At 72.6% G+C, this 25,243-nt stretch carries 21 protein-coding genes; 9 read left to right on the top strand and 12 right to left on the bottom strand.

Translation table 11 applies throughout. The features are described 5' to 3' along the window. Positions 1-46: 46 nt before the first annotated feature. Positions 47-2,944, bottom strand: coding sequence for a glycoside hydrolase family 48 protein (locus GA0070562_RS27965; RefSeq protein WP_175438904.1), 2,898 nt, complete (start codon positions 2,942-2,944; stop codon positions 47-49). Positions 2,945-3,795: 851 nt separating this feature from the next. Between GA0070562_RS27965 and GA0070562_RS27960 the strand changes: the two genes are divergently transcribed. Continuing rightward, complete coding sequence (locus tag GA0070562_RS27960; protein WP_091427540.1) at positions 3,796-5,289, top strand: GH1 family beta-glucosidase; 1,494 nt, start codon at positions 3,796-3,798, stop codon at positions 5,287-5,289. A gap of 46 nt (positions 5,290-5,335) precedes the next feature. Here the strand turns inward: GA0070562_RS27960 and GA0070562_RS27955 are convergent, their stop codons facing one another. From GA0070562_RS27955 to GA0070562_RS27945, 3 genes are all read right to left on the bottom strand, one after another. Continuing rightward, the gene (locus tag GA0070562_RS27955; protein WP_073831794.1) at positions 5,336-5,758 is read right to left on the bottom strand and encodes a roadblock/LC7 domain-containing protein; all 423 of its coding nucleotides are present in this window, start codon (positions 5,756-5,758) and stop codon (positions 5,336-5,338) included. Then, positions 5,755-8,319: a sensor histidine kinase gene (locus tag GA0070562_RS27950; RefSeq protein ID WP_225853165.1), complete on the bottom strand. Its 2,565-nt coding sequence runs from the start codon at positions 8,317-8,319 to the stop codon at positions 5,755-5,757. The genes GA0070562_RS27955 and GA0070562_RS27950 overlap by 4 nt, the downstream gene beginning before the upstream one ends. Before the next feature lie 121 nt (positions 8,320-8,440). Then, positions 8,441-9,811, bottom strand: a complete 1,371-nt coding sequence (locus tag GA0070562_RS27945; protein WP_091427538.1) for an FGGY family carbohydrate kinase — start codon at positions 9,809-9,811, stop codon at positions 8,441-8,443. A gap of 260 nt (positions 9,812-10,071) precedes the next feature. Here GA0070562_RS27945 and GA0070562_RS27940 point away from each other — a divergent pair, with 260 nt between their 5' ends. Further along, complete coding sequence (locus GA0070562_RS27940; protein WP_091427536.1) at positions 10,072-11,988, top strand: chorismate-binding protein; 1,917 nt, start codon at positions 10,072-10,074, stop codon at positions 11,986-11,988. A 66-nt stretch (positions 11,989-12,054) separates the two neighbouring features. On the opposite strand, the gene wrbA is transcribed toward GA0070562_RS27940, so the two are convergent. After that, positions 12,055-12,672, bottom strand: coding sequence for an NAD(P)H:quinone oxidoreductase (gene wrbA / locus GA0070562_RS27935; RefSeq protein ID WP_091427534.1), 618 nt, complete (start codon positions 12,670-12,672; stop codon positions 12,055-12,057). An 85-nt stretch (positions 12,673-12,757) separates the two neighbouring features. Here wrbA and GA0070562_RS27930 point away from each other — a divergent pair, with 85 nt between their 5' ends. Both GA0070562_RS27930 and GA0070562_RS27925 read left to right on the top strand, forming a co-directional pair. Next, positions 12,758-13,249: a GNAT family N-acetyltransferase gene (locus GA0070562_RS27930; protein ID WP_091427531.1), complete on the top strand. Its 492-nt coding sequence runs from the start codon at positions 12,758-12,760 to the stop codon at positions 13,247-13,249. Between the two features lie 199 nt (positions 13,250-13,448). After that, positions 13,449-14,552 (top strand): winged helix DNA-binding domain-containing protein, encoded by a 1,104-nt coding sequence (locus GA0070562_RS27925; RefSeq protein ID WP_091427529.1) that lies wholly within the window; start codon positions 13,449-13,451, stop codon positions 14,550-14,552. Positions 14,553-14,631: 79 nt separating this feature from the next. On the opposite strand, the gene GA0070562_RS27920 is transcribed toward GA0070562_RS27925, so the two are convergent. Genes GA0070562_RS27920 through GA0070562_RS27905 form a run of 4 tightly spaced genes read right to left on the bottom strand, consistent with a single transcriptional unit; the run spans position 14,632 to position 18,969 of the window. Beyond that, entirely contained in the window at positions 14,632-15,840 is a 1,209-nt protein-coding gene (locus tag GA0070562_RS27920) for an ABC transporter ATP-binding protein (RefSeq protein WP_013287307.1), read from the bottom strand. A gap of 9 nt (positions 15,841-15,849) precedes the next feature. Next, the gene (locus GA0070562_RS27915; RefSeq protein ID WP_013287308.1) at positions 15,850-16,686 is read right to left on the bottom strand and encodes a carbohydrate ABC transporter permease; all 837 of its coding nucleotides are present in this window, start codon (positions 16,684-16,686) and stop codon (positions 15,850-15,852) included. A 1-nt stretch (position 16,687) separates the two neighbouring features. Beyond that, the gene (locus GA0070562_RS27910; protein ID WP_091427526.1) at positions 16,688-17,689 is read right to left on the bottom strand and encodes a carbohydrate ABC transporter permease; all 1,002 of its coding nucleotides are present in this window, start codon (positions 17,687-17,689) and stop codon (positions 16,688-16,690) included. Continuing rightward, on the bottom strand, positions 17,686-18,969 hold the full coding sequence (locus GA0070562_RS27905) for an ABC transporter substrate-binding protein (protein WP_091427524.1): 1,284 nt from the start codon (positions 18,967-18,969) through the stop codon (positions 17,686-17,688). Before GA0070562_RS27905 ends, GA0070562_RS27910 begins: the two co-directional genes overlap by 4 nt. 396 nt (positions 18,970-19,365) lie before the next feature. On the opposite strand from GA0070562_RS27905, the gene GA0070562_RS27900 reads away from it, so the two are divergent. The 3 genes from GA0070562_RS27900 to GA0070562_RS27890 all read left to right on the top strand — a co-directional run bounded on the left by GA0070562_RS27900 (position 19,366) and on the right by GA0070562_RS27890 (position 20,472). After that, positions 19,366-19,797, top strand: coding sequence for a RusA family crossover junction endodeoxyribonuclease (locus GA0070562_RS27900; RefSeq protein ID WP_091427520.1), 432 nt, complete (start codon positions 19,366-19,368; stop codon positions 19,795-19,797). A gap of 47 nt (positions 19,798-19,844) precedes the next feature. Beyond that, complete coding sequence (locus GA0070562_RS27895) at positions 19,845-20,120, top strand: hypothetical protein (RefSeq protein WP_013287312.1); 276 nt, start codon at positions 19,845-19,847, stop codon at positions 20,118-20,120. A 70-nt stretch (positions 20,121-20,190) separates the two neighbouring features. After that, positions 20,191-20,472 carry an SCO0607 family lipoprotein gene (locus GA0070562_RS27890; protein WP_225853164.1) on the top strand — a complete coding sequence of 94 codons (282 nt, stop codon included), beginning with the start codon at positions 20,191-20,193 and terminating at the stop codon, positions 20,470-20,472. Between the two features lie 12 nt (positions 20,473-20,484). Here GA0070562_RS27890 and GA0070562_RS27885 read toward each other — a convergent pair whose 3' ends face one another. From GA0070562_RS27885 to GA0070562_RS27875, 3 genes are all read right to left on the bottom strand, one after another. Further along, positions 20,485-21,186, bottom strand: a complete 702-nt coding sequence (locus tag GA0070562_RS27885; protein WP_091427515.1) for an AMIN-like domain-containing (lipo)protein — start codon at positions 21,184-21,186, stop codon at positions 20,485-20,487. Between the two features lie 390 nt (positions 21,187-21,576). After that, positions 21,577-22,362 (bottom strand): DUF4184 family protein, encoded by a 786-nt coding sequence (locus GA0070562_RS27880; protein WP_091427512.1) that lies wholly within the window; start codon positions 22,360-22,362, stop codon positions 21,577-21,579. A 22-nt stretch (positions 22,363-22,384) separates the two neighbouring features. Further along, positions 22,385-23,083 (bottom strand): HAD family hydrolase, encoded by a 699-nt coding sequence (locus GA0070562_RS27875; protein WP_091427668.1) that lies wholly within the window; start codon positions 23,081-23,083, stop codon positions 22,385-22,387. Between the two features lie 138 nt (positions 23,084-23,221). Between GA0070562_RS27875 and GA0070562_RS27870 the strand changes: the two genes are divergently transcribed. Together GA0070562_RS27870 and GA0070562_RS30095 are read left to right on the top strand one after the other, a co-directional pair. Further along, a complete protein-coding gene (locus tag GA0070562_RS27870; protein WP_225853163.1) occupies positions 23,222-24,547 on the top strand; it encodes a hypothetical protein in 1,326 nt (441 codons plus the stop codon). A gap of 180 nt (positions 24,548-24,727) precedes the next feature. Further along, positions 24,728-25,216: a hypothetical protein gene (locus tag GA0070562_RS30095; protein ID WP_139135505.1), complete on the top strand. Its 489-nt coding sequence runs from the start codon at positions 24,728-24,730 to the stop codon at positions 25,214-25,216. Positions 25,217-25,243: the final 27 nt, after the last annotated feature.

Below are 25,243 nucleotides of genomic sequence, written 5' to 3'. Positions count from 1 at the left end.
CTCCTCCGCAGGCGGGCTCTCACCCGCCTGCGGAGGAGGGGTCACCTCACCCCTGCGGGAAGTAGGTGCCGTAGTCGGCGTACGCCATGGCGATGTCCGCCTGCGCCCAGAACCGGTGGTAGTTGAAGACCGGCTCGGGACCGCCGTCCAGGTACGCCTGCACCTTCGGCCAGTCCGGGTCGTTCTTGTAGAACGAGCGGATGTCCAGGAAGCTCTTGCCCGGGGCGATCGCGTCGCCGTTGGGCATCTTCCCGGTCCAGCCGTTGGGGACGTAGAGACCCTGGCCGTCGGCGGCGTTGTAGACGTCGTCGAAGCGCTTGTAGTCGCCGCGCTTCTCCGGCGTCGAGACGCCCTTGCTGTCGGCGGACGCGGAGAGCGCGTCCAGCAGGCCCTTGGCGGTGTCCTTCGCCGCGGTGTTGCCGGACTTGGCCGCGTACGCGATGAGCGTGCGGGCGTAGGCGCCGGCGACGCCGACGTCCTGGCCCTTGACCGTCACCTCGACGTGCAGGTTGGTGTTCGGCTGCGGGCTGCTCGGGTTCCAGTTGGCCGGCTGGCCCGTCCACTTCATGTCCGACGGGATCGACCAGTTGGTGCCGACAGTGGTGTTGGCGATCGCCCACGGCACCCACTTGTCCAGCAGCGCCTTGGCCTTCGCGTTGCCGGTCTCCAGGTACAGCTCGGCGATGCGCTGCATCGACCAGGCCTGCATGCCGAACCACTGGTTCGACGGCGGGTCGTTGTAGACCGGGTCGACGTCGTAGAACATGCCGTAGAAGGTGGCGGTGCCGGCCGGCGGCTGGGCGTAGCTGCCGTCCCAGCTGTTGGTGGCGCCACCGGCGATGCCGCCCTCGGCGGACTGCAGCCAGGTGTAGAACTCCAGCTGCCGGTCGAGGCTCTTCTGCCAGTCGGAGACCGCGGTCGGCGACTTCGGCTTCAGCTCCGCGACGTTGGTCATGGCCCAGGCCGCGAACGGGTTCTGGTAGCCGAAGTGGCTGTGGCTGGAGCCGATCCGCCACGACCAGTTCTGCGAGGTGTCGTACGCGCCGCCCCAGGCGTAGTACCAGGAGAGCAGGTAGTGCGCCGAGTCACGGCCGCTGGCGGCCGGGCAGGTGGACGCCCCGACGCAGTTGCCGATCTTCTTGAAGTACTTGTCGAACAGCGCGTAGCGCAGGTAGTCGCCCATCTTGGCGGCCTTCGCCACGGTGGCCGCCACGTCGGCCTGCTTGCCCTGCGCCTTGGCCCAGGTCAGCGCCCAGTAGGCGGCCTGGACGGCACGCGCGTCGGCGTCCGGGGCGTTCGTGTACTTCCACTGCTTCGCCGGGGCGCTGGACTCCTTGACGAACAGGTCCAGGTAGCCGTTGGGGCCGCCGTGCTTGAACGTGTCGCAGGACGGCTGCGGCACGGTCTCCCACACCGACTCCTGGGTGCCCCGCTGGAAGGTGTTGATGTACGCGGGCCGGGTGGTGCCGTCGCCGCAGCGGCCGAAGCCGTAGGTGTTGTCCACGTCGAGCAGCCAGTGCATGCCGTAGATGTCACCGGTGCCGTAGGTGGACTGCAGCTCCGAGCGCAGCGGGTCCTGGCCGACCGGGACGCTGGCCTCCAGCGCCGACGGGTACTGGCTGGGCAGGTTGTGCTCGGCGGCGTACTGCGGGGTGCCGGGCGAGCCGGCCGTCGCCTGGTCTGAATGATTCGGAATAATATATTTTTCCATCACCGTCCAGGCGTTGTTGAACGGGGCCCAGTTCTGGGTGACCCGGCCGTACTGCGCCTCCAGCCAGAGCCAGAAGCTGAACGCCTCCGAGGTGGTCTCGTGGCCGTGGTCGGGCGCCTCGACGATGAGCGTCTCGATCGAGTGGTACGGCACGCCCTCGGGGCTGAAGTAGCCCGAATTCTTGATCTTGCCGTACTGGTCGAGGAACTTCTTGATGTAGGCGTTGTCGCCGCCGGGGGTGTCGTTGTCCGCCTCGGTGGCGACGACGGAGATCGGGGCGTAGCCGGTGGCCGACGCGGTGATCGTGGCGGTGCCGCCGACCGTGTCGGAGTCCTCCGCGGCGGAGACCGTGGCGGTGACGCCGGTGCTCCAGTTGCTCGAGGTGAGCGTCAGCGTGGACGGCGAGACCGTGATGTCGCTGTCACCGGTGACGGCGAGGGTCACCGGCACGTTGGCAGTGGGGGCCGCGCTGAGCGTGTACCGGACCGTGGCGCTGCCGCCCTCGGCGACGGTGACCGCCGACGGGTTGGCGACCAGCCTCGGCCCGCTCGCCGCGGTCACCGTGAACGACTTCTCCGAGACGGCGGCGCCGCCGGCGTTGTCGTACGCCTTGGCCTGCACGGTGTAGCTGCCGGCCGGCAGGTCCAGCAGGTCGTAGCCGTACGGCGCGGTGGTGTCGGTGTTGACCAGCAGGCCGTTGCGGTAGAACTCGACCTTGCTGATGGTGCCGTCGGCGTCGCTGGCGGTCGCGGTCAGCGGGACGTCCGCCGGCGCCTCGAAGGGGCCGGACGGCACGCTCAGCGAGACCGTCGGCGGCTGGTTGGTCTGCGCGCCGTTGCAGGCGACCCCGTTGAGGGTGAACGCGGTGGGCTTCGGGTTGCTGCCGCTGAAGCTGCCGTTGAAGCCGATGCTGGTGGACGCGCCGGCGGGCAGGCTGCCGTTCCACGACTCGTTCGTCGCGGTGACCTCGCTGCCGGACTGGCTCCACCGGGCCGACCAGCCCTGAACCACGCGCTGGCTGCTGTTCGGGAAGGCGAACTTCAGCGACCAGTTGTTCAGCGCGTCGCCCAGGTTCTTGATGGTGACGTTGGCGGTGAACCCGTTGTTCCAGTCGGTCGTCGCATAGGTCACGTCGCAGGCGGGTGCGGCCTGTGCGGCGCCCGCGGGCAGGGCCACCCCGCCTATGACGAGGGCGGTGGCGGCGACCATCGCCGTGCGGCGACGTCTGGCCAGAAGTCTCATGTGGGCGGTGTCTCCTCGGACCGGGCCGGGACCGTGGGCCCCGGCGGGGCGCCTCCACGCGCCGACATGGCGTACGCGGGGGGACGGAGGCGTCCGGAAAGGTGGTCGTCCCGGCCGTGCCGGGGATCGGGGCGCCGCACCGGTTCGTCACCGGGTGCCCTCGGCGGCCCGCGCTCGCGTTCACTGGCTCCGCGTGGCGTGACGAGAGTGTGACATGGAAGCGCTCCCACCACAACGGCCAGCGCAGATACGCGCTTCCATGTTTCGATCTCGTTTAGGGGCTTTTCCAAACCCGTGACGAGCGTTACAGTCGCAGCATCGCCGATGGGAGCGCTTCCATCGACGGAGATGCAAGTACTGGATCGCCGGGTACACCCGTGCCCGGCGCGTCGGCCAGAGGCCGACGGCGGACCAGCCCGGACGCCGCCGCCGGCCGCCACCCGCCAGACGGAGGGAGGTGGAACCAGAGCCACTCGCGTGGCCCGGCTCCCGCGCGACGCGCACGACGGACGCCAATTCCACTTCGTGCGTGTGTGCACCATCGGTGGGGACGGGGGTTGCCCTCCCCCGTCCCCACACTAAACCCCCGTTGTCGACGGCAAAAGAGGCCGACGGGACAGGCGTGTCACGCCACCCGGACGGCCTTTCTCGCTATCCACCCCACCCCTCGCCGCTCACGCCGCCGCGAGCGACGTTCCCGAGCGACGCCCCCGCCACCCACTTCCGGCCGCCCGCCGGCCGCGCCGCACCTCGCCGCGACCGCCGGATCGGGGCCGGCCGCTCCCTGGCTATGATGGGAGCGCTCCCGGCCCAGGCGGCCCGTCACTCCGAGGAGAAACCTCATGTCGTTACTCACCCGACGGCGCCTGCTCCGCCGCGCCGCCCTGTCCGCGACCGCGGCCGGCGCGGCCCGGACCGGGCTCGCCGGCGCCACCGCGGCCGGGATCGCCACGTCGACCGTCGCGCTCGGCGGCTGCGACAGCCCGCACGAGCGCACCACCGACCCGGAGCCGGACCGCGGGCTGCGCTTCCCGGACGGCTTCGCCTGGGGGGCGGCGACCTCGGCGTACCAGATCGAGGGGGCCGCGAAGGAGGACGGGCGGGGTGAGTCCGTCTGGGACACCTTCAGCCACACGCCGGGCCGGATCCGCAACGGTGACACCGGCGACGTCGCGGCCGACCACTACCACCGGTACGCGCAGGATCTGGACCTGATGCGCGAGCTGGGGCTGCGCAGCTACCGGTTCTCCATCTCCTGGCCCCGCATCCAGGCCGACGGCGCCGGCCGCCCGAACCAGCGCGGCCTCGACTTCTACCGCCGCCTGCTGGACGGGCTGCACGAGCGCGGCATCGCGCCGATGGCCACGCTGTTCCACTGGGATCTCCCCCAGGCCCTCCAGGACGCCGGCGGCTGGGAGAACCGGGACACCGCCGAGCGCTTCGCCGAGTACGCCGACGTGGTGTTCCGCGCCCTCGGCGACCGGGTGCCGGTCTGGCTGACCGTCAACGAGCCGAAGACGGTGGTGCAGAACGGCTACATCTGGGGCCACCACGCGCCGGGCTTCCAGGACGAGGAGGCGGCGTACCTGGTCGCCCACCACCTCCAGCTCGCCCACGGCCTCGCCGTGCGGGCGCTGCGCGCCTCCGGCGTCACCGGCCGGATCGGCCCGGCGCTCAACCTGCACCCCTGCTACCCGGCCGACGACTCCGCCGAGTCGGCCACCGCGACCCGCCTCTACGACGGGTACGAGAACCGCCTCTACCTCGACTCGATCTTCAAGGGCGCGTACCCGCAGGATGTGCTGGACGACCTCGGCCCGGACAGCCGGATGGTCCGCGGCGTCCGCGACGGCGATCTGAAGATCATTTCCAGCCCGGTCGACCTCCTCGCCGTGCAGTACTACACGCCGATCTACGTCACCGCCGACGGCGGCACGGTCCGCAAGTGGCCCACCTCCGAGGCGGAGTGGCAGCAGATCTACCCGGAGGGCATGTACGACATCCTGACCCGGGTCACCCGCGACTACGGCCGGGTGCCGATCACCATCACCGAGAACGGCCTGCCCTGCCCGGACGTGCCCGGCGCGGACGGCAACATCGACGACACCGGGCGGGTCACCTTCCTGCGCGACCACTTCGCCGCCGCCCACCGGGCCATCGGCGACGGGGTGCCGCTGGAGAGCTACCACGTCTGGTCGCTGCTGGACAACTTCGAGTGGGCCGAGGGATACGAGCAGCGCTGGGGCCTGGTCTACGTCGACTACGCCAGCCAGCGGCGGGTGCTCAAGCGCAGCGCCCACTGGTACCGCGACGTGATCCGCCGCAACGGCCTGTAGGCGACGGTGCCCGGCCGGCGCGATGCCGGCCGGGCACCGGCCCGCCTCAGCGCGGCAGCGCCTGCTGGAGTTCGGCGCGCAACGCCGGCGTGAGCATCTCGCCCGCCTGCTTGGCCAGCCGCGCCATCTCGTAGCCGACCACGCCGATGTCGGCGTCCGCCCCGGCCAGCGTGGCCAGGATCGAGCCGTCCCGGATCTGCATCACCAGGAAGTAGCCGCGCCCCATCTCCACCACGGTCTGCTTGACGACGTCACCGTCGAACATCTGGGCCGCGCCCGCGGTGATGCTCATCAGGCCGGAGGTCACCGCGGCGAGCTTGTCCGCGTGGTCCCGGGGCAGATGCGCCGAGATCGCCACCAGGAGCCCGTCGGAGGACACCACCACCGCGTGCGCCACCCCCGGAACCCGCTCGGCGAACGCGGTCACCAGCCAGCTCAGGTCGCGTGCCTCCTGGCTCAACGTCGTCACTGTCGTCGTCCTCCTTCATCGCGCGGCAGGTACATCTCGGTGGTCTCCTCGGCCTCGGCCCGCCGCACCCCGCTGTAGAGGCGCGACAGCATGCCGCCGACCGCCTCCGGGTCCGGCTCGTGCCGCACCACCGGACGGTCGGCCGGGGCAGCCGAGGTGAGCTGGGCCATCGGCACGCGTACCGGCAGGCCCCGCTCGTTCGTCCCTCCGGTCACCGGCGTCGCCGCCGGCGCCGGCGTCACACCCAGCGCCGACGCGGCCGGACCCTGCCGGCTGAACCACCCGCCGCCCGCCGCGCCGGCGTCCGGCGTGAGCACGTCCTCGGCCCGTCCCGGGCGGGGACGCGGCGCGGTCACCGGCGCGGCGGGCGGCGCCGGCGCACCGGCATCCGTCCCGTCACCCAGCGGCCGCCCGGTCAGCGGGGACATCGGCAGCGCCGCGGGCCGGCCCGGCGCCGGCCGCCATCCGGCCACCGGCAGTTCGGCGGTCGCCGCGGCGAGCGCACCGGAGGCGGTGACCGGACCGGTCAGCATCGGCTGCTCCGTCCCGCGCCCGAGCCGGGCCGGCACCGGCTGGCCCGCCTCCGGCGCGGGTGCCTCGGCCAGCAGCTCGACCGGGATCCGCACCCGGGCCACCAGGCCCTCCCGGCCGGAGCTCAACCACACCCGTACGCCGTGCCGGGCGCCGAGGTGGCTCACCACGAACAGGCCCATCCGTTCCGAGGCCGACACGTCGGCGGCCGGCGGCTCGGCGAGCACCGCGTTCGCCTCGGCCAGCGCCGACGGGCTCATGCCCAGCCCCTCGTCGACGATCTGCACGAGCGCGCCCCGGCCGTCCGGCTCGACGAGCACCCGCACCGCGGTGTCCGGGCGGGAGAAGGCGGTGGCGTTCTCCAGCAACTCCGCGAACAGGTGCACCAGGTCGCCCACCGCGTGCCCGACGACGTGCAGGTCGGTCCGGTTCTCGTGGCGCACCCGCTGGTACTGCTCGATCTCCGCGCTCGCGGCGAGCAGCACCGCGCCCAGACCCACCGGGCGGTTCCACCGACGGGTCGACTCGGTGCCGGCCAGCACCAGCAGGCTCTCGTCGTTGCGTCGCATACGGGCGGCCAGGTGGTCGAGCTTGAACAGGTTCTCCAGCTGGTCCGGGTCGCTCTCCTCGCGTTCGAGGTCGTCGAGCAGCTCCAGCTGCCGCTCGACGAGCACCTGGCTGCGCCGGGCGAGGTTGACGAACATGGCGTTGACGTTGCGCCGCATCATCGCCTGCTCGACCGCCACGTCGACGGCGCTGCGGTGCACCGCCACGAACGCCTCTGCCAGCTCGCCGATCTCGTCCTGCGAGTCGATCACCGAGGGCGGCACGTCGATCGCGCCGACCGGGCGGTCCACGGTGCGCAGCCGTTCCAGCGTCAGCGGCAGGTCCACCTGCGCGATCCGCAGCGCCTGACCGCGCAGCTGCCGCATGGCGCGGGCCACCGACCGGCCGACCAGCAGTGAGATCAGCACCGCCACCAGGAGCACCGTGGCGATCGCGCCGGCCACCAGCAGCGTGTCGCGCAGCTGACGGGCGCTGGCGTCGTCGGCCTGGCGTACCGCGTCGGCGACGATCTCGCTCTCCAGCTGGCGGAACAGCTCCTGCCGCTGCTCGCTGGCCGCCCACCACTGGGTCGCGTCGAGCAGGGCCGGCTTCGCGTCGCCGCCGCCGGGCAGCGTCCGCTCCTCCATCCGGGTGGCGGCGACGAAGGCCGGGTCGACAGACGTGCGGTCGTAGCGGCGGATCTGGTCGGCGGTCGCCGCGACCCGGAACGCGCCGAGCGCGGTGAGCTGCTGGGCCCGCAGGTCGCTGAGTGTCACCTGGTCGTCCGGCTCGTACCGGCCGGACCGGGCGGCGGCGTAGAGCTCCGCGCGGATCCGCGAGGACAGCTCCTTGACCCGGGACAGCTGCGCGTACCGCAGCACCGCCTCGGTCAGCTCCTGCCGGCCGCCGCCGGGGGACGGCTCGGCCAGCAGGCTCAGCAGCGCCGCGATCGACCGGTGGTAGTTGCCCAGCACGGTGTCGCTGGAGAGCACCGCCGGCGCCACCGCCGCCCGGATGTTCACCACCTGGTCGTACGCCTCGAGCGCCTCGGAGTAGGAGACCCGCCAGGCGGCGTCGGCGTCGGCCAGCGGCGCGGCCGCGGCGCGCAGCTCGCCCATCGCCCGGTCGGTGGCCTCCTGAAGCGGTTTGAGCGCGGCGACCGCGGCGTCGCGGTCGGCGCCGGTGCCGGCGCGGCGCAGCGCGGCCAGTTCGCCCGCCGTGCGGTCCCGCTCGTGCTGGAGCCGGTCGACGGCGGTGGAGATCTGCCGGCCGATGCCGACCTGCTCGGCGAAGGCGCTCAGCGTGGTGGTCTGCCCGACCAGACCCCGGGTCTGGATGCCGGCCAGGACGAGGAACGCCAGTGAGGGGATCACCAGCACCGTGGCGAGCTTGGTGCCCATCCGCCAGTCCCGCAGCCGGAACCCGGAGCGCCGCCGGTGCGGCTGAGGGGCCGCGCCGCGAACCGGGTCGGGACCTGCGCCCACGGTTGCCTCCTCGTCCCGCCCCACCACGTCGGGGAGCGGAGTCCATCCAATCAGGCCGTCGGTCGGTGTCAACGGCCGCCCGGACGGCATGACCAGGACGGTCAGCACCGCGGGTGGACGGTCACGCGTGCGAGGCGGCCTCGCCCGTCCGGCCGATCCCGGCGATCTCGTCCGCCTCCGCGACCCGGCCGAGCGCGACGAGCGCGGCGCCGGTCGCACCGATCTCCGGGTTGCGTTGCCAGCACACCCGGCGGGGAGCGAGCACGTCGAGGAACGCCCCGCGCCACCACGGCGAGGCGGTCAGCGCCCCACCGCCGAGGACCACCTCCATCGGCTCGCCGATACCGGCCTCCAGCAGCGTCAGGTCGTCGGCGACGAGCCGGCACAGTCCGCCCATCAGCCCGGCCAGGATGTCCACGGCCGTGGTGCCGAAGCTGAGTCCGCGCAGCTCCCCGGAGCCCGCCGGGGCGACACCCGGCGGCCGGTCGCCGCCGAAGCGGGGATTCGCACGCACCGAACCGGCGACGCGGTCCAGCGCCGCCTCCAGCTCCGATCCCTCCGGCAGCCGCAGCTCCCGCGCCGCCCAGGCGAACAGGTTGCCGCCGCTGGAGTACGCCGCGCCGGTCACCACGTGGTTGTGGTCGACCCGGTACCGCCAGAGCTGCTCGGGCAGCGGCGGCGGCTCCGCGCCGGCCGGCACGGCCTGGATCATGCGGACCGCCGCGGAGGTGCCGACGGTCACCGCCGCGCGGGTCGGGTCGACGCAGCCCGAGCCGACGTTGGCGGCCGCGCCGTCGCCCACCGGCGCCGCCCACCGCGCGCCCGCCAGCTGCGGCCAGCGCCGCGCGTACGCCGCGTTCAGCCGGCCGTGCCAGCCGTCCGGGGCCAGCGGCAGCAACTGATCCGGGCGTACGCCGGCCAGCTCGCACGCCTCCGGATCCCAGTCCATGCGCCGCAGGTCGAGCAGCCCGGTGCCGGAGGCCAGCGAGATCGACATCGGCGCCTCGTCGAGCAGCGTGCCGAGCGCGTAGTCGGCGAGCCCGGTGAAGCGTGCGCACCGGTCGACGCGCTCGCGCAGCCAGGGCAGCCGCACCGACCAGTAGCAGCGGTGCCACCAGGTGCCGGTACGCCTGTGGAAGTCCGCCGGGTCGGCCGGGCCGGTCGCTCCGGCCGGCGGCTCCGGCCGGGTGTCCAGCCAGGTCAGCACCGGCCCCGACGGTGTGCCGTCGGGCGCCAACGGCAGCACCGAGTGCCACTGCGCGGAGGTGGCCACGAGGTCCACGTCCCGCAGGTGCCCACCGGCGGCCAGCTCGTCCAGGCACTCCACCAGGCACGCCAGATAGGCCTGGCCGTCGAGCGTCCCGCTGCCGTCGTCCCCGGTGACCAGGTGCACCCGGCGCCGGGCCAGCGCGCCCGGGCGCGGCACGGCGTCCGCGTCGAGCACCAGGCCGCGCACCGAGGAGGTGCCCAGATCCAGAGCGAGAATGTCCATCGCCGGTCAACCTACCCGGCGCGACCGGCGGCCACGCCAAGATCCGTACCCGGTGCCGCGCGATCGGGTTCCACGGTGCCGGTCGATCGCGTACAGTGACCGTCATGCCCGCGCACCTGTCCTGCTGGTGGCCCGCCGACCCGGCGGCCCACCCCCGCGCGTAGCTTCCCCACGCGGCCGCCCGACGAGGCGGCCGCCGGTCTCCCCCGGCATCCCGGGTCGCCTTCACCGGCGGCCACCCGGCCCACCGAGGAGACCCGATGACCCGCCTGTCCGACCCGCTCGCCGCCGTCGCGGCCGGCCGCGACCCCGGCCCGTTCGCGCTCGTCCGCCGCGAGGGCGCCGACCACGTCGACCTGTTCACCGGCCCGGTACGCACCGCCGACGAGCTGGCCGACCTGCCGCTGCCCGAGGGCGCCGGTCCGCACACGCTGGCCCTGGTGCCGTTCCGGCAGGTCACCGAACGCGGTTTCGAGTGCGTCGACGACGGCCTGCCGCTGGAGTTCCTGGCGGTCAAGGCGCATCGGCGGATACCCCTGGCCGAACTGCTCGACGACCTGCCCGACGCCGAGGTGCGCACCCGCGACGCCGGCTTCGACATCGCCGACGACGAGTACGCGGCGATCGTGGAACGGGTGCTGGCCGACGAGATCGGCCGGGGCGAGGGGGCGAACTTCGTCATCCACCGCACCATGCTCGCCACCGTGCAGGGCGACCCGCTGGCCGCGGCCCTGGCCGCGCTGCGCCGGCTGCTGCTGCGCGAGCGGGGCGCGTACTGGACGTTCCTGGTGCACACCGGCACCCGGATCCTGGTCGGCGCCAGCCCGGAGCGGCACGTCAGCGTCGCCGACGGGCTGGTCGAGATGAACCCGATCAGCGGCACGTTCCGGCACCGGGGCGAGACCGTCGACCGCTCCGCGCTGCTGCGCTTCCTGCAGGACCCGAAGGAGGTGGAGGAGCTGTACATGGTGCTGGACGAGGAGCTGAAGATGATGGCCGTGGTCGCCGAGCACGGCGGCCAGGTGGTCGGGCCGTACCTGAAGGAGATGGCGCACCTGGCGCACACCGAGTACCTGCTGGCCGGGCGCTGCTCCCGGGACGTGCGCGACGTGCTGCGGGAGACCATGTTCGCGCCCACGGTCACCGGCAGCCCGATGGAGAACGCCTGCCGGGTGATCGCCCGGCACGAGCGCACCGGCCGGCGCTACTACGCCGGGGTGCTCGCCCTGCTGGGCCGCGACGAGCAGGGCCGGCAGACGCTCGACGCGCCGATCCTGATCCGTACCGCCGAGATCTCCCCCGAGGGCGCGCTGCGGGTGCCGGTCGGCGCGACGCTGGTCCGGCACTCCACCACCGCCGGGGAGGTGGCCGAGACGCACGCGAAGGCGGCCGGTGTGCTGGCCGCGCTGGGTCTCGGCCCGGACGCGCCGCGCTCCGCCACCGAGCCGGCCGTCCGCTACGCCGACGACCCCGAGGTACGCGCCGCGCTGGCCGCCCGCAACGCCCCGCTGGCCCGGTTCTGGCTGGAGCAGCGGGAGCCGGGCGCGATCGCGCTACGAGGGCTGGCCGGGCGCCGGGCGCTGATCGTCGACGGCGAGGACACGTTCACCGGCATGCTGGCCCACCAGCTCGGCGCGCTGGGCCTGGCGGTGACCCGGCGGGACTGGCCGGACCCGGGCCCGCTGGACGGCTACGACCTGGTGGTGGTCGGCCCCGGCCCGGGTGACCCGCGGGACACCACCGCGCCGAAGATGGCGGCGCTGCGGGCACTGCTGACCGAGTTGCTCGCATCCGGCCGGCCCACGCTCGCCGTGTGCCTGGGCCACCAGTTGCTCGCCGGGCTGCTGGGCCTGCCGCTGCACCGCCGCGACGCGCCGTACCAGGGGTTGCCGCGGGACGTGCCGGTGTTCGGGACGACCCGCCGGGTCGGGTTCTACGCCAGCTTCACCGCGCTCGCCGACGCCGACCGGGTGGCCGGTCCGTACGGCCCGGTCGAGGTGTCCCGCGACCCGGCCGACGGCGCGGTGCACGCGCTGCGCGGCGCGGGCTTCGCCGGGGTGCAGTTCCACCCCGAGTCGGTGCTGAGCCAGGACGGCACGAGGGTCCTGGCGGACCTGCTCGGGCACCTGCTGGACCGGCCGGCGCTGAGCGCGCATGGAGCGGCCGATCGCGGGTAGGGCACTGGCGACCGGTGGTCCGGACGGGTTCGAGAGCCCCCGTCCGGCCACCGGTCGCCAGTCGGGTCAGCCGGCCATGCCCCGCTTCAGCGCGGCGCCCATCAGCGCGGCCCGCTTGGCGGTCAGCGCGGTGGCGGACAGTGCCACCTGGTCCGGGGCGACCTCCCCGTTGTTGCTGGTGTGCGATGCGCCGTACGGGTTGCCGGCGACGAACTGGCTCGGGTCGGTGTAACCGGGGGTCACCACGATGCCACCCCAGTGGTAGAAGACCGTGTACAGCGACAGCAGTGTGGCCTCCTGGCCGCCGTGCGACGTGGCGGTCGAGGTGAACCCGCTGTAGACCTTGTCCGCGAGCGCGCCGGCGGCCCAGAGCGGGCCGGTGGTGTCGATGAACTGCTTGAGCTGGGCGGCGATCATGCCGTACCGGGTCGGCGAACCCATGATGATCACGTCGGCCCACGACAGGTCGTCCGGCTGCGCCTCCATCACGTCCTGGGTCTCCAGCCGGTGCGCCTGCCAGCCGGAATTGGAGCGGATCGCCTCGTCGGGCGCCAGCTCACGTACCTTGCGCAGACGCACCTCGGCGCCGGCCTCCCCCGCCGCCTCGACCGCCGCCTGCGCCATCTGGTAGGTGATGCCGGTCGCGCTGTAATAGATCACCGCGACCTTGACCTGGCCATCCATCAGACGTTCCCTCCTCGTCTCGGGTCAGCTCCGGCGACTACCCGTTACTTGTTCCGTCAAACTCAGGGCGTGGCATGCTCTCCGGGTGGAGATCCGCTCCGCCACGCCGGCCGACTGGCCGCTGATCTGGCCGTTCCTGCGCGAGATCGTGGCGGCCGGCGAGACGTACACCTGGCCCCGCGACGTGACGGAGGAGCAGGCCCGCAGGCTCTGGATGCCGCCGGCGCCGGCGCGGACGGTGGTCGCGGTGGCGCCGGACGGCGCGGTGCTCGGCTCGGCCAAGCTGGCGCCCAACCAGGGCGGCCCCGGCGACCACGTGGCGAACGCCTCGTTCATGGTCGCCCCGGCCGCCGCCGGGCGCGGCGTCGGCCGGGCGCTGGCCGCGCACCTGCTCGACGCGGCCCGGGCCGACGGCTACCGGGCCATGCAGTTCAACGCCGTGGTGGCCACCAACACCCGGGCCGTCGAGCTGTGGCGGTCGCTGGGCTTCGAGGTGATCGGCCGGGTGCCGGAGGGCTTCCGGCACCCCACCCGGGGGTACGTCGATCTGCTCGTCATGCACCGGCGCCTCGACTGAGCGAGGCTCAAGATTTGCGCAAGTTCCGCGCGAAAACGCTTTCTCGGCCCAGCTCAACGGGGATCCTGGTCGAATCGGCGCCGGCCATATCGGCCGCCCCCGCGCCGGGAACCTGAACGGGGGATCGCGCTCCGTCGGCAGCGCGGCCGGCGCAGCGCGATCAGGGGCGATGTCGTACCCCGGGCTTACGCTGACGCCCGTGACCGTACGCCTCAGCCGCGCCGAGGCGCTCGCGCTGCGCATGACCGGGCTGTTGCTGCGCCCGCACCCCACCGCCCGCCCAGTGGGCGTCGCCGACGTGGTCGAGTGGTTCGGCGCCATGCAGGCACAGGACGCGGCGAGCGGGCTGTGGTCGCTCGGCGTACGCCTGCCCGGCGCCACCCAGGACGACGTGCGCGCGGCGCTGGAGCGACGCGAGGCGCTGCGCACCTGGCCGATGCGCGGCACCGTGCACCTGGTCCCGGCGCGCGACGCGCGGTGGATGCTGGAGCTGACCGGCGTGCGGACGCTCGCCGGGATCGCCGGCCGGTGGCGGCAGCTCGGGCTGACCGTCGACGACGGCGAACGGGCCTGCGACGTGCTGGGTGCGGCGCTGACCGGCGGCGGCCGGCTCACCCGCGCCGAGTGCCTGGCCGCGCTGCGCGCCGCCGGGCTGGACACGGACGGCCAGCGCGGCTACCACCTGCTCTGGTACGCCAGCCAGCGCGGCGTCGCCTGCATCGCCCCGCACGTCGGCACGGAGCAGACGTTCGCCCTGCTCGACGAGTGGGCGCCCGACCCGCACCGCCCGGAGCGGGACGAGGCGCTGGCGTTGCTGGCGCACCGCTACGTGCGCGGCCACGGGCCGGTGACCCGGCACGAGCTGGCCCGGTGGACGGGCCTGACCGTCACCGACGCGACGCGGGCGATCACACTGGCCGGTGACCTGCTCGCCCCGGTCGAGGTCGACGGCGAGCCCGCGGTGGTCGACGCCGCGCTGCTCGACGCGCCCCGCGCGCCGGTCGACGACCTGCACACGCTGCCCGGCTTCGACGAATACCTGCTCGGCTTCAAGGACCGGTCGCTGATGCTCGACCCGGCGCACGCCGCCGCGGTGGTCCCCGGCAACAACGGGATGTTCCGGTCGACTGTGGTGCGCGGCGGGCGCGTGGTCGGCACCTGGACGCGGACGCTGGGCGCGAGGGCGGTGACCGTCAAGGTGCAGCAGCTCGTGCCGTTCGACGCCGCGTTGCGTGAGCGGGTGGAGGCGGCCCTGACCGGGTACGCCCGCTTCCTCGGGCTGGAGCTGCGCCACTCCTGGTGACAGCGCGGGCACCCGGGCGCGAGCAGACCGAAGGGCCGGCGGCGCGCACCGCCACCGGCCCTTCGCCCGCATCCCGGGGTCAGTCGGCGAGCGCTCCGGCGGAGCGGCCCTCGTGCAGCGTCAGGTTGCGGCCGCTGCCCGGGTCGAACAGGTGGATCTTCTCCAGGTTGAACCACACCCGGCGCGACTCGCCCTCGCGTACCGGCGACTCCGCCGACAGGCGGGTGACCAGGTTCGACCCGGCGCCGGCGAAGTCCGCCGCACCGGTGTCCGCGGCCAGCTCCTCCAGCTCGGCGGCGGTGGCCCGCTCCCCCTCGACGGTGAAGTAGACGTACTTGTCCGAGCCCATCGACTCGACGATGTCGACCGGCGCCTCGAACTCCATGCCCCGGCGGCGGGTCTCGTCGTCGATCAGCGCCGCGTCCTCGAAGTGCTCCGGGCGGATGCCCAGGATCAGCTCCCGGGGCGCGTCGCCGCCTTCCAGCTCGCGGCGGATCCGGTCGCCGACCGGAACGTCACCGAGCGCCGTCCGCAGCCGGCCGTCCTCCACGACGGCGTGCACGAAGTTCATCGAGGGCGAGCCGATGAACCCGGCGACGAAGAGGTTGCGCGGGTGGTCGTACAGCTCCTGCGGCGGCCCGACCTGCTGCACCGCGCCGCCCCGCATGATGACCACCCGGTCGCCGAGCGTCATCGCCTCGGTCTGGTCGTGGGTGACGTAGACGGTGGTGGTGCCGAGCTGCTTCTGCAGCCGGGACACCACTGTGCGCATCTGCACCCGCAGCTTCGCGTCCAGGTTCGACAGCGGCTCGTCCATCAGGAACGCCTTGGGCTGGCGGACGATGGCCCGTCCCATCGCCACCCGCTGCCGCTGGCCGCCGGAGAGGTTGGCCGGTCTGCGGTCCAGCAACGCGGTCAGCTCCAGCACCTTCGCCGCCTCGTCGACCTTCTGGTTGATGGTCTCCTTGTCCATCTTCGCCAGCCGCAGCGGGAACGCCATGTTCTCCCGGACGGTCATGTTCGGGTAGAGCGCGTACGACTGGAAGACCATCGCGATGTCGCGGTCCCGGGGCGCCTTGTCGTTGACCCGCTCACCGCCGATGCGCAGCTCACCGGAGCTGATGTCCTCCAGTCCGGCGATCATGTTGAGCGTGGTGGACTTCCCGCAGCCGGACGGGCCGACCAGGATCACGAACTCGCCGTCGGCGATCTCCAGGTCGACGTCCTGTACGGCGGTGGTCCCGTCCGGGAACCGCTTGCTCACCTTGTCCAGCACGATGTCGGCCATTGCTACCACCTATCCCTTGACTGCGCCGGAGGTCAGACCGGAGACGATGCGGCGCTGGAAGAAGAGCACGAACAGGATGATCGGCACGGTGATCACCACGGCGGCGGCGCAGATCGCTCCGGTGGGGTCCTCGAACTGCGACTCACCGGTGAAGAACTGCAGGGCCACCGGGACCGTGCGGGACCGCTCGGTCGAGGTGAGCGTGATCGCGAACAGGAAGTCGTTCCAGCAGAAGATGAAGACCAGGATGGCCGTGGTGAACACGCCGGGCGCGGCCAGCGGCGCGATCACCCGCCGGAACGCCTGTCCCTGGGTGGCGCCGTCCATCTTCGCCGCCTTCTCCAGGTCCCACGGGATCTGCTTGAAGAACGCCGACAGCGTGTAGATCGCCAGCGGCAGCGCGAACGTGATGTACGGCAGGATCAGCCCGGGCCAGGTGTCGAACAACCCGAGCTGCCGTTCGATCTCGAACAGCGGCGACACCAGCGACACCTGCGGGAACATCGCGATCAGCAGTGAGACGCCGACCAGCAGCTTCTTGCCCGGGAAGTCGAGCCGGGAGATCGCGTACGCGGCCATCGTCCCGAGCACCACCGCGATCGCGGTGGCGATCAGCGCGATGCCGATGGAGTTGACCAGGGCGCGGACGAACTGGTCGGTGTCGAAAATGGTCCGGTAGTTGTCCAGCGTCCACTCCCGCGGCCAGAACTTGCCGTCGGTGAGCGTGGCCGGCGTCTTGAACGACAGCGAGGCGATCCAGAGGACGGGGACCAGCGCGAAGACGACGACCACGACGTCCAGCAGGCCCCAGCGCAGCTTCGCCCGCGTGGTGGTTTCCACTGCCATGTCAGCGCCTCTCCCCATCGTCGCTGCCGGGGGCAGCGGTGCCGAACAGCTTCACGAACACGAAGGCGATGATCGCCACGGTGATGAAGATCAGCACCGACATCGTGGAGCCGATGCCGAGGTTCAGGCCCCGGATCAGGTTGTTGTAGGCGAGCATCGACACCGACGACGTCTCGTTGCCGCCGTTGGTGAGCACGAAGATGTTGTCGAAGACCCGGAACGCGTCGAGCGTGCGGAACAGCAGCGCGACCAGGATGGCCGGCTTCATCACCGGCAGCATCACCTTGGTGAACCGCTGCCACGCCGTCGCGCCGTCGGTGGAGGCCGCCTTGAGCAGGTCCTCCGGCACCAGGGCCAGCCCGGCCATCAGCAGCAGCGCCATGAACGGGGTGGTCTTCCAGATCTCGGCCAGCATGATGATCGCCAGCGAGCTGGCCCGCTCGGTGAGCGGGGCGCTGCCGTCGAACAGGTTCGCCAGGTAGCCGGTGCCCGGCGTCCAGGCGTACCGCCAGGAGAACGCCGCGACCACGGTGACGATGCCGTACGGGATCAGCGCGGCGGTGCGGACGATGCCCCGGCCGACGAGCGTCCGGTGCATGATCAGCGCCAGGCCCATGCCGAGCACCAGTTCGACCGCGACGGTCACCACGGTGATCAGCGCGGTGACCCCGAACGCGGTCCACCAGAAGTCGTTCGTCAGCACGGTGACGTAGTTCTCCAGCCCGACGAACTCCCGCTCGTCGGGGAAGCGCAGGTCGAAGCGCTGCAGCGACAGCCAGACCGAGTACAGGATCGGGTACGCGGTGACCAGCACCATGACCAGCGCGGCCGGCGCGCACAGCAGCCAGCCGAGGCGCCGCTCGGCGCGCTTGTTGTCGCTCAGCGGGGCACGGGAGCCGCGCCGGGACCGCTGTTCCGGTACGGCGGCGTGCCGGCCGCCGGGTTGTTCGGCCTCGGCCTCGGCGGCGGCCTGCGCGCCGGCCGGGGTGGCGTTCACGCTCATGGCAGAACTCCCTTGGACTCCAGCGCGTCCGAGATCGCCTTGCGCAGCTCGTCAGCGGTCTGCTCGGGCCGGATCGCCGACGGCGGCGACAGGATCGCCGACATCACCGTGGAGATGCTCTGGTACGCCGGGGTCAGCGGACGCACCGCGGGCTCCTTGAGCTCCTCCAGGATGGTCTCCTTCATCGGGTACGCCTCGGTCATCTCCGGGTCGTCGTAGACGGCCTCGATGGTGGGCGGCACGCCGTCGTTGACGGCGGAGAACTTCTGGTTCTCGGCGTTGCGCAGGCAGCGGGCCACCTCGAACGCCTCCTCCGGGTGCTTCGAGTAGCTGCTGACCGCCAGGTTGACCCCGCCGATGGTGACCTTGCTGGGGGTGCCCGGCTCGACGCCCGGCACCCGGGCCCACTTCACGTTCTTCGCCAGTTCGGGGTTTGCCTCCTGGAGCGCCGGATAGACGAACGGCCAGTTCACCTGGAACGCGCCCTTGCCGGACTGGAACTCCAGCCGCACCGGGTCCTCCAGCGCGTTGCTGAACGACGGCGAGGTCACGCCCGACGTGGCGAACTTCTTGAGCTGGTCGAGCGCGCGCACCGCGCCGGCGTCCATCTCCGCCTTCTTGCCGTCGTCACTGAGGATCTTGCCGCCGGCGCTCTCGGCGAGCGTGTTGTAGAGGACCACGAGGCCCTCGTACTGGGCGCCCATGGTGAGCACCTGGTACGGCTTGCCCTGCTCCTTGAGCTGCTGGGCGGCGGAGATCATCTCGTCCCAGGTCTTCGGCGCCTGCGACACCAGGTCGGACCGGTACCACAGCAGCTGCACGTTGGTGTTCTTGGGCGCGGCGTAGAGCTTGTCCTCGTACCGGGCGGTGTCCAGCGGGCCGGCCAGCGTGCCCTGCTCGACCTCGGCCTTGTCCTGGCCGGTCCACTCCCGGATCCACTTCGCGCTGGCGAACTCCTGGGTCCACGTGACGTCCAGGCCGAGCACGTCCATCCCGCTGTCCTGCGCGGCGAGCCGCCGCACCATCTGCACCCGCTGCTCGTCGGCCTCGCGCGGCAGCACCCGGTAGTCGATCCGGTACCGCCCCTGCGCCTGCGTGTTGCAGGTGTCGACGACCTTCTGCAGGTTCTGCTCCGGCGGGTAGTACAGGTTGATCGTGGGGACGCCGCCGTCGCCGCCGGATCCGCAGGCGGCCAGCGGGGCCACCAGCGCGAGCGCGGCGGCCGCTGCCGCCGCGCGTCCGGCCGGCCGCCGTGCGGCCGTGTCGGGGACTCTCGTCATCACCCTCCCCCTCTCTTCGGCGAAGAACCGGGGAGTGACCCGCGCCCCGGTGCACGGCGAGACGACCGGGGCATCGGCCCGATCGCCCGACGCCCCGGGCGTGTCGTGCGGCTGAACGTGCCCGACCTGCGACGGAGCGAAACATCACGGACATGTGACGGTGACGGCACGAACCGGTCCGGACGACCGACAGCTCGTCCCACGTAGTGAAACGGCGAGGCTACCCAGCGTCAGCGGTCTGCACTAGCGTGGGACTGGCTCCGTAGCCGGCGCGTCGCCGTCGACGCCGATGCGCCTCCGGCCGTCCCCCATCGCCCGCCCGATCGGTTGGTTCTGACGGGAAGTGCCGTGCGCCCGTTCCCCGGTTGGGCAGGATTCCCCCGAGGAGGTGCCGTCGTGCAGGACACCCGCGCTCTCGCCCTGACGTTCGAGGTGAGCGGCCTGCCCCCGGTCAAGACCGAGGCCCTGTCCATCTTCGCTGCCGGGCACCGGCAGGCGACGAGGGTCCGCACCCTGCTCCAGGCCGCCTGCACGGCGGCCCAGCGCACCGGGTGGACCCCGCTGACCGGGCCGGTCGAGGTGGACCTGACCCTGCGCTGTCCGCCCGGGCACCGTACCTCCGACGCCAGCACGCTGCTGGGCGGCGTGTGCGCGGTGCTCCAGGACAAGAAGCGGGTCTCCACCATCGGTCTCGCCCACCTCGGGGTGCTGGTCGACGTCGCGCTCTGGGCCGACGACCGGCAGATCCGCCGGCTGTCGTACGTCGAGGAGCCGGCGGAGGAGTTCTCGTATCTGGTCCGGGTGTCGGCCGTACCGACGCTGGTTTGACCGACGTCCGCGGTGGGGTACCGCGGACGCCGAGGAAGGGAGTGCCGATGTCGGAGCCACATGTCACGCTCGATCCGAGCGGGCTCGACCCTGTGCAGCAGAAGCTGCGCGGCCCGCTGGAGGATCAGCTGACTTCGGCCCTGCAGGCGGCCGCCGACCGGGTCCGCGCCGGCTACGCGGGGGAGCCGGTGGAGGACGTCTGCCGTCGGTTGCTCGACGAGACCCGCTCCGGCCTGCACCCGGACATCGCGGCCGGGTTCCAGCCGGACATGGACGAGTTCTGCCGGGTGGCGGTGGCGATCGTGCGGGGCGAGCTGACCTGAGCCGGCGCCGGCACGGGAATTGAGTACGCGTACCGATGGCGGGCCCGCCCGGGGCGACGAGAATTCTCCCGTGCGAACTCGAATCATGATCGTTCTTGCCGTGCTCGGGCTGGCCGGGCTGATGGCGACCACCGGCTGTTCCCTGCGGCAGAGCGTCTGCGGCGGTGACGAGTACCCGGTGATCGCGGTCGGCCCGCAGGGCGGCAGCGCGTGCGTGCCGGACGGGGAGGAACCGACGCCGCCGTACGTGCGCTACCCGGAGGGCAAGGTGCCGAAGCACGTCGACGACGAGTGGGACGTCTACTGGCGCACCCACGGCATCGACGAGAACAACAACATCATCGACCGCTGACGCGGGCCCGCCTCAGCTCCGGCGCACGTCGACCGAGACGACGTGGGTGCCGTCCGGGCGGTCGCCCTCCCCCAGCCGCACCGGCAGCCGGCCGCCCTCGGGCGGCCGCAGGCCGAGCCCGAATCTGAGGTGTCCCTCGAAGTCGCCGGCCACGGCCCACCCACGCAGCGTCGGGAAGCGGATCGCCGCCGGTGGCAGGTCAGCCGTCCCGCCGCCGCGGGCGTCGTGCGCCTGGGCCGGGTCGAACCGCACCGACAGGTACGCCGTGCCGGGCAGCGCGACCGGCGCGCCCCGCCCCTCGGTCACCACCTGCGGCACGTAGGCGACCTCGTAGGACGGGGTGGGTCCGCGGAAGGCGAACGTGATCCGGCTGAACCCCTCCGCCGGATGGTCCCCGACGTCGACCGCCACCAGGACGGGCAGCGGTTCACCGGGCGGCGGGGTGACCGGCACCCGTACCCGGTGGGCCACCCGGACCGGCCCGCCGGGCACCGCCCAGCCCCAGGTGACGTGCCAGGAGCCGGCGGTCGACGCGGCCTCGGTCGGCACGGGCGGGGTGGGCGTGGCTTCCGGCGCCTCGGTCGCGGCCGACGGCGACGCCGCCGCGACCGTCGGGGTGGGCGCCGGGGACGCGCCGTCGTGGCCGGTCGCCGTGCAGGCCGCCGCGAGCAGCACGACCAGGCCGGCGAGCAGCGGTACGCGCTGATGTGTCATGACTCAGTGTCGCTCCGTGACCGGCCCGCGCACCAGAGGCGTCCCACCCGGAATCCGTCAGGCGGTGAAGGGGGGCCGGACGGGTCAGGACCGGGTCCGCAACTCCCCGGCCCTGACCCCGGCCGTCCGGTTGGGTAGCGGTCTGCGCCGCGGGAACGCGGCAGGCGTGGCACGACGCCTTCCGCCGGGCTCCGCACGGCGAGCCGGTCTGCCCGCACTCAGCTCCACGGTGCTCTTACCACCGGACTCCGGTGCGCCCCCGTCTCACCCCGACGAGGCGTGGGCGCCGGCTCAGGTTAGGCGCGTCCGCGCAGGCCGGACAAGCGATGACCGGCGACTGCGCTTGTGATTGATGTCTATGCGGAATTGCGGCATGTCGGCGTAACGGGGTCAGCCGGTTTCGCGCTGTTCGACTTCGAGACGCGGACTGCGCCCGGCCGGCCGCGGCGGGACGCTCCGGGCCGCCACGGCCCCGGCGACGAGCGCCAGCGCGACCACGTGCAGCGCCCGTACGCCCGCCGGGGCGGGCACGCCGGCTGCCGGCAGCGCGGGCATCACCAGCGCACCGAGCCCGGTGACCGCCAGCGCCACCCGCCAGAACACGTTCGGGTTCGCCTCCGGCGCCGGTTCGCGTACGCCGTCGGTCCGCAGGCCGCGACGGGCCTCGTGCACGGCCAGGACGACAACCAGCAGCCCGCCGCCGAGCCCGGCCACCGCGTCCGCGAACTGGTACCAGTACACGCCGGTCAGGGCGTGGAAGTCGGCGACGCCGAGCAGCCGGGGCAGCCGCTCGCTGTCACTGACCCGGTCCCATGCCACGTGGCTGAAGGCGCCGATGAGCGCCGAGCAGACGGTGACCTGCCAGGGGTGGCGGACCCGGGCCAGCGTCGCGTACCAGGGCCAGCCGAACAAGCGCTGCGCGGGCAGGTGCACCGCGATGCCGGCGACCACGCGGCGCACCACCCAGGCGTACCCCAGGGCGACCGGCAGGCACCACCAGAGCAGGCCGCCGAGCGTGTGCGTCCGCAGGTCCAGCGCCAGCGACGTGCCGGTGAAGAGGTACGCGACGTCCGGTGCCACCGCCCCGGTGCACAGCGCCACCCCGTCGAACCAGCCGGGGCGCCACAGTTTCAGCGGCAGCACCGGCGCCAGGTGCGACGGGAAGGTCAGCGGCACGTCCCGGACGTTACCGGCCCGCTCAGAAGTGCTGGACCAGGTCGGGGAACGCGGCCAGCCGGATCACCCGCTGGTCGGACGGGTCCAGCTCGTCGTGCTCCAGCACCCAGGTGTTCTCGTTCGGGATGAAGACCGCGTTCATCCCGGCGGCCCGCGCGGGCAGGATGTCCGAGCGCGGCGAGTTGCCGATCATCCAGGAGGCGGCCGGGTCGAAGGCGTGCTCGCGGGCCAGCCAGCGGTACGTGTCCGCGTCCTTCTCCGGCACGATGTGCGCAGCGCGAAAGTGATGCAGCAGCCCGCACGCGTCCAGCTTGCGCTGCTGCTCCTCGCGCTCGCCCTTGGTCAGCAGCAGCAGTTCGTGCCGCCCGGCCAGGTCGTCGAGCGTCTCGGCCACGCCCGGCATCAGCTCGACCTGGTGCCCGACCAGCGCGGCGGCGAGCTGCTCGATCTCGGCGCGCTCCCGCGCGGTGGCCGGACGCTCGCGCAGCTTCTCCAGGCACTCGCCGAGGCTGCGCAGGAAGACCTTGCTGCCGTAGCCGTGCGCGACGGCGTTCGCGCGCTCGATGTCGTCGAGCACCGCGCGGATCCGGGCCCGGTCCAGCGTGGGGTGGTCGAGCCAGGTGAGGAAGTCGTCGATGACGCGCTCGAACAGGACGTTGTTCTCCCAGAGCGTGTCGTCGGCGTCGAAGACCAGCACGGCGGCGTCCCGGCGCGACGGCATCGCGTCCCCCTCCCCCTCGCGGACCTCGCACACCGTACTGCCGGGTCGCCGGACGGGCCACGCGGATTATCCGGTCGGCGGCCCGTTACCGGCGGCTACCCGACTGCGGAATCCCTGGTCCGACGGCATGCTTCGGCCATGACGATCTCACCCGATCATCCACCTGGACGACGGCGCCGGCGGCGCGCCGCCGTCGCGGTGGCCGCGACGCTCGCCGTCGCGGGCGCGGCGCTGCCGGGATCCCCGGCACTGGCCGTCAACGCCTCACACACCACAGTGGTCGGCACCAACCCGGTCGACTGGACGCCGCACGCGCTGGACGGCACCGTCCACCGCATCCTCCAGATCGGCAACCGCGTGTACGTGGCCGGCACGTTCACCAAGGTGCGCAACGCCGGCCAGTCGGCTCAGCTGGCGATGCCCCGGCTGGTGGCGCTCGACGCGACCACCGGCCGGATCGACACCACGTTCCGGCCGCAGGTCAACGGCGCGGTCAAGGCGCTGGCCGCCGCGCCGGACGGCCGTTCGCTCTACATCGGCGGCGCGTTCACCACCGTCAACGGCACGGCGGCGTCCCGGCTGGCCCGGATCGACGCGGCCACCGGCGCCCGGGTCGCCGGTTTCACCACGCCGGCGCTGAACAACCAGGTCAACGACATGCGCCTGGTCGGCAACCGGCTGATCGTCGGCGGCGCGTTCCAGACCGTCGGCGGGGTGACCCGGCGTGCCCTGGCGGCGGTGAACGCCACCACCGGGGCGGCCGACGCGTCGGTCAACCTGAACCTGGCCGGTCCGCGCACGACCACCTCCGGCGCCACCGCGCCGGTGAAGGTCGAGGCGCTGGACGTCTCCGCCGACGGCCGGCGGCTGGTGTTCGTGGGCGGCTTCAGCAGCGTCGCGGGCGCGGCGCGGCACCAGATCGCCGTCGCCGACCTGAGCGCGGCGGGCGCCACGCTCTCCGGCTGGGCCACCGAGCGCTACCAGCCGCAGTGCGCGCGGACGATGCCGGTCTACATGCGCGGCGTCGACATCTCGCCGGACGGCACCTGGTTCGCGGTGGTCACCACCGGCGGACCGTTCCCGGGCACGCTCTGCGACACCGCGGCGCGGTTCGAGTTCGGTACGGCCACCGGCGGCAAGCAGCCGACCTGGGCCAACTACACCGGCGGCGACACGCTGCTGTCGGTGGCGGTGACCGGCGCGGCGGTCTACGTCGGGGGCCACCAGCGCTGGCTGGACAACCCGCAGGGCCGCAACTCGGCCGGTCCGGGCGCGGTGTCCCGGCCGGGCATCGGGGCGATCCACCCGACCACGGGCAAGGCGCTGCCCTGGAACCCGACCAAGGACCGGGGCGTCGGCACCCAGGAGCTGTACGCCACCGACCGGGGTCTGTGGGTCGGCAGCGACACCGTGACGGTGGCCGGGGAGTACCACGCCCGGCTGGCGTTCCTGCCGCTGCCCTGAACGAGTGGGGCGCGGCGTCTCCGTCGCGCCCCACCGTCAGCTAGGCATCGGCTTCGCCTACGGTTCCCGACGTTCCCGTAATACCTCCACGAGCGCCTCAGGATCAAGGCATTGACCTTCATCGTTGCATGAGCGTATAAAGGGTTGGTATTTAACGGGGACTAGCGGAGGAGCCGCTCAATGCGATCCACCCTCTCTCGACTCATCGTTGCCCTGGCTTCGATGACGGCCGCAATTCTTGTCTTTCCGGCGTCGGCCCAGGCCGCCCCCGGGTGGCAGTCCTACACCTACACGTCCAAATGGCACTGCTCGCAGGCCAGCTCGGACACCTCGATCGCCGCGGTCAGTGTCTGCGTGGTCGTGAACGGCCAGGCGACCCAGGCCGTCGTCACGGTGACCAACAAGAGGTCGAGCACGATCCAGATCCAGGCACCGACGCTGACCCTGTACTCCGTCGGCCAGCCGCTCTCCACGGTCTCCTGCAACTTCAGTTACCTCACCGCCAACCAGACGACGGCCTGTTTCGGCCCCACTTTCCAACGCACGTGCAGCCAGAATGCACAGACCTGGGCGAAGGTGAACTACAGCCTGCCCGACGCAGCCACATGGAAGGTCGCCAGCGGCTGGTCGCCGACCTGGAATATGTGCACGGTGGCCAGGTCCCGCTGAAAATCGAATGTTGAGCTCATCGGCGGC

This window comes from Micromonospora tulbaghiae (assembly GCF_900091605.1).
Classification (GTDB): domain Bacteria; phylum Actinomycetota; class Actinomycetes; order Mycobacteriales; family Micromonosporaceae; genus Micromonospora; species Micromonospora tulbaghiae.
The sequence above is the reverse complement of the archived record's forward strand: the minus strand, read 5'-3'. Positions and strand labels throughout refer to the sequence as shown.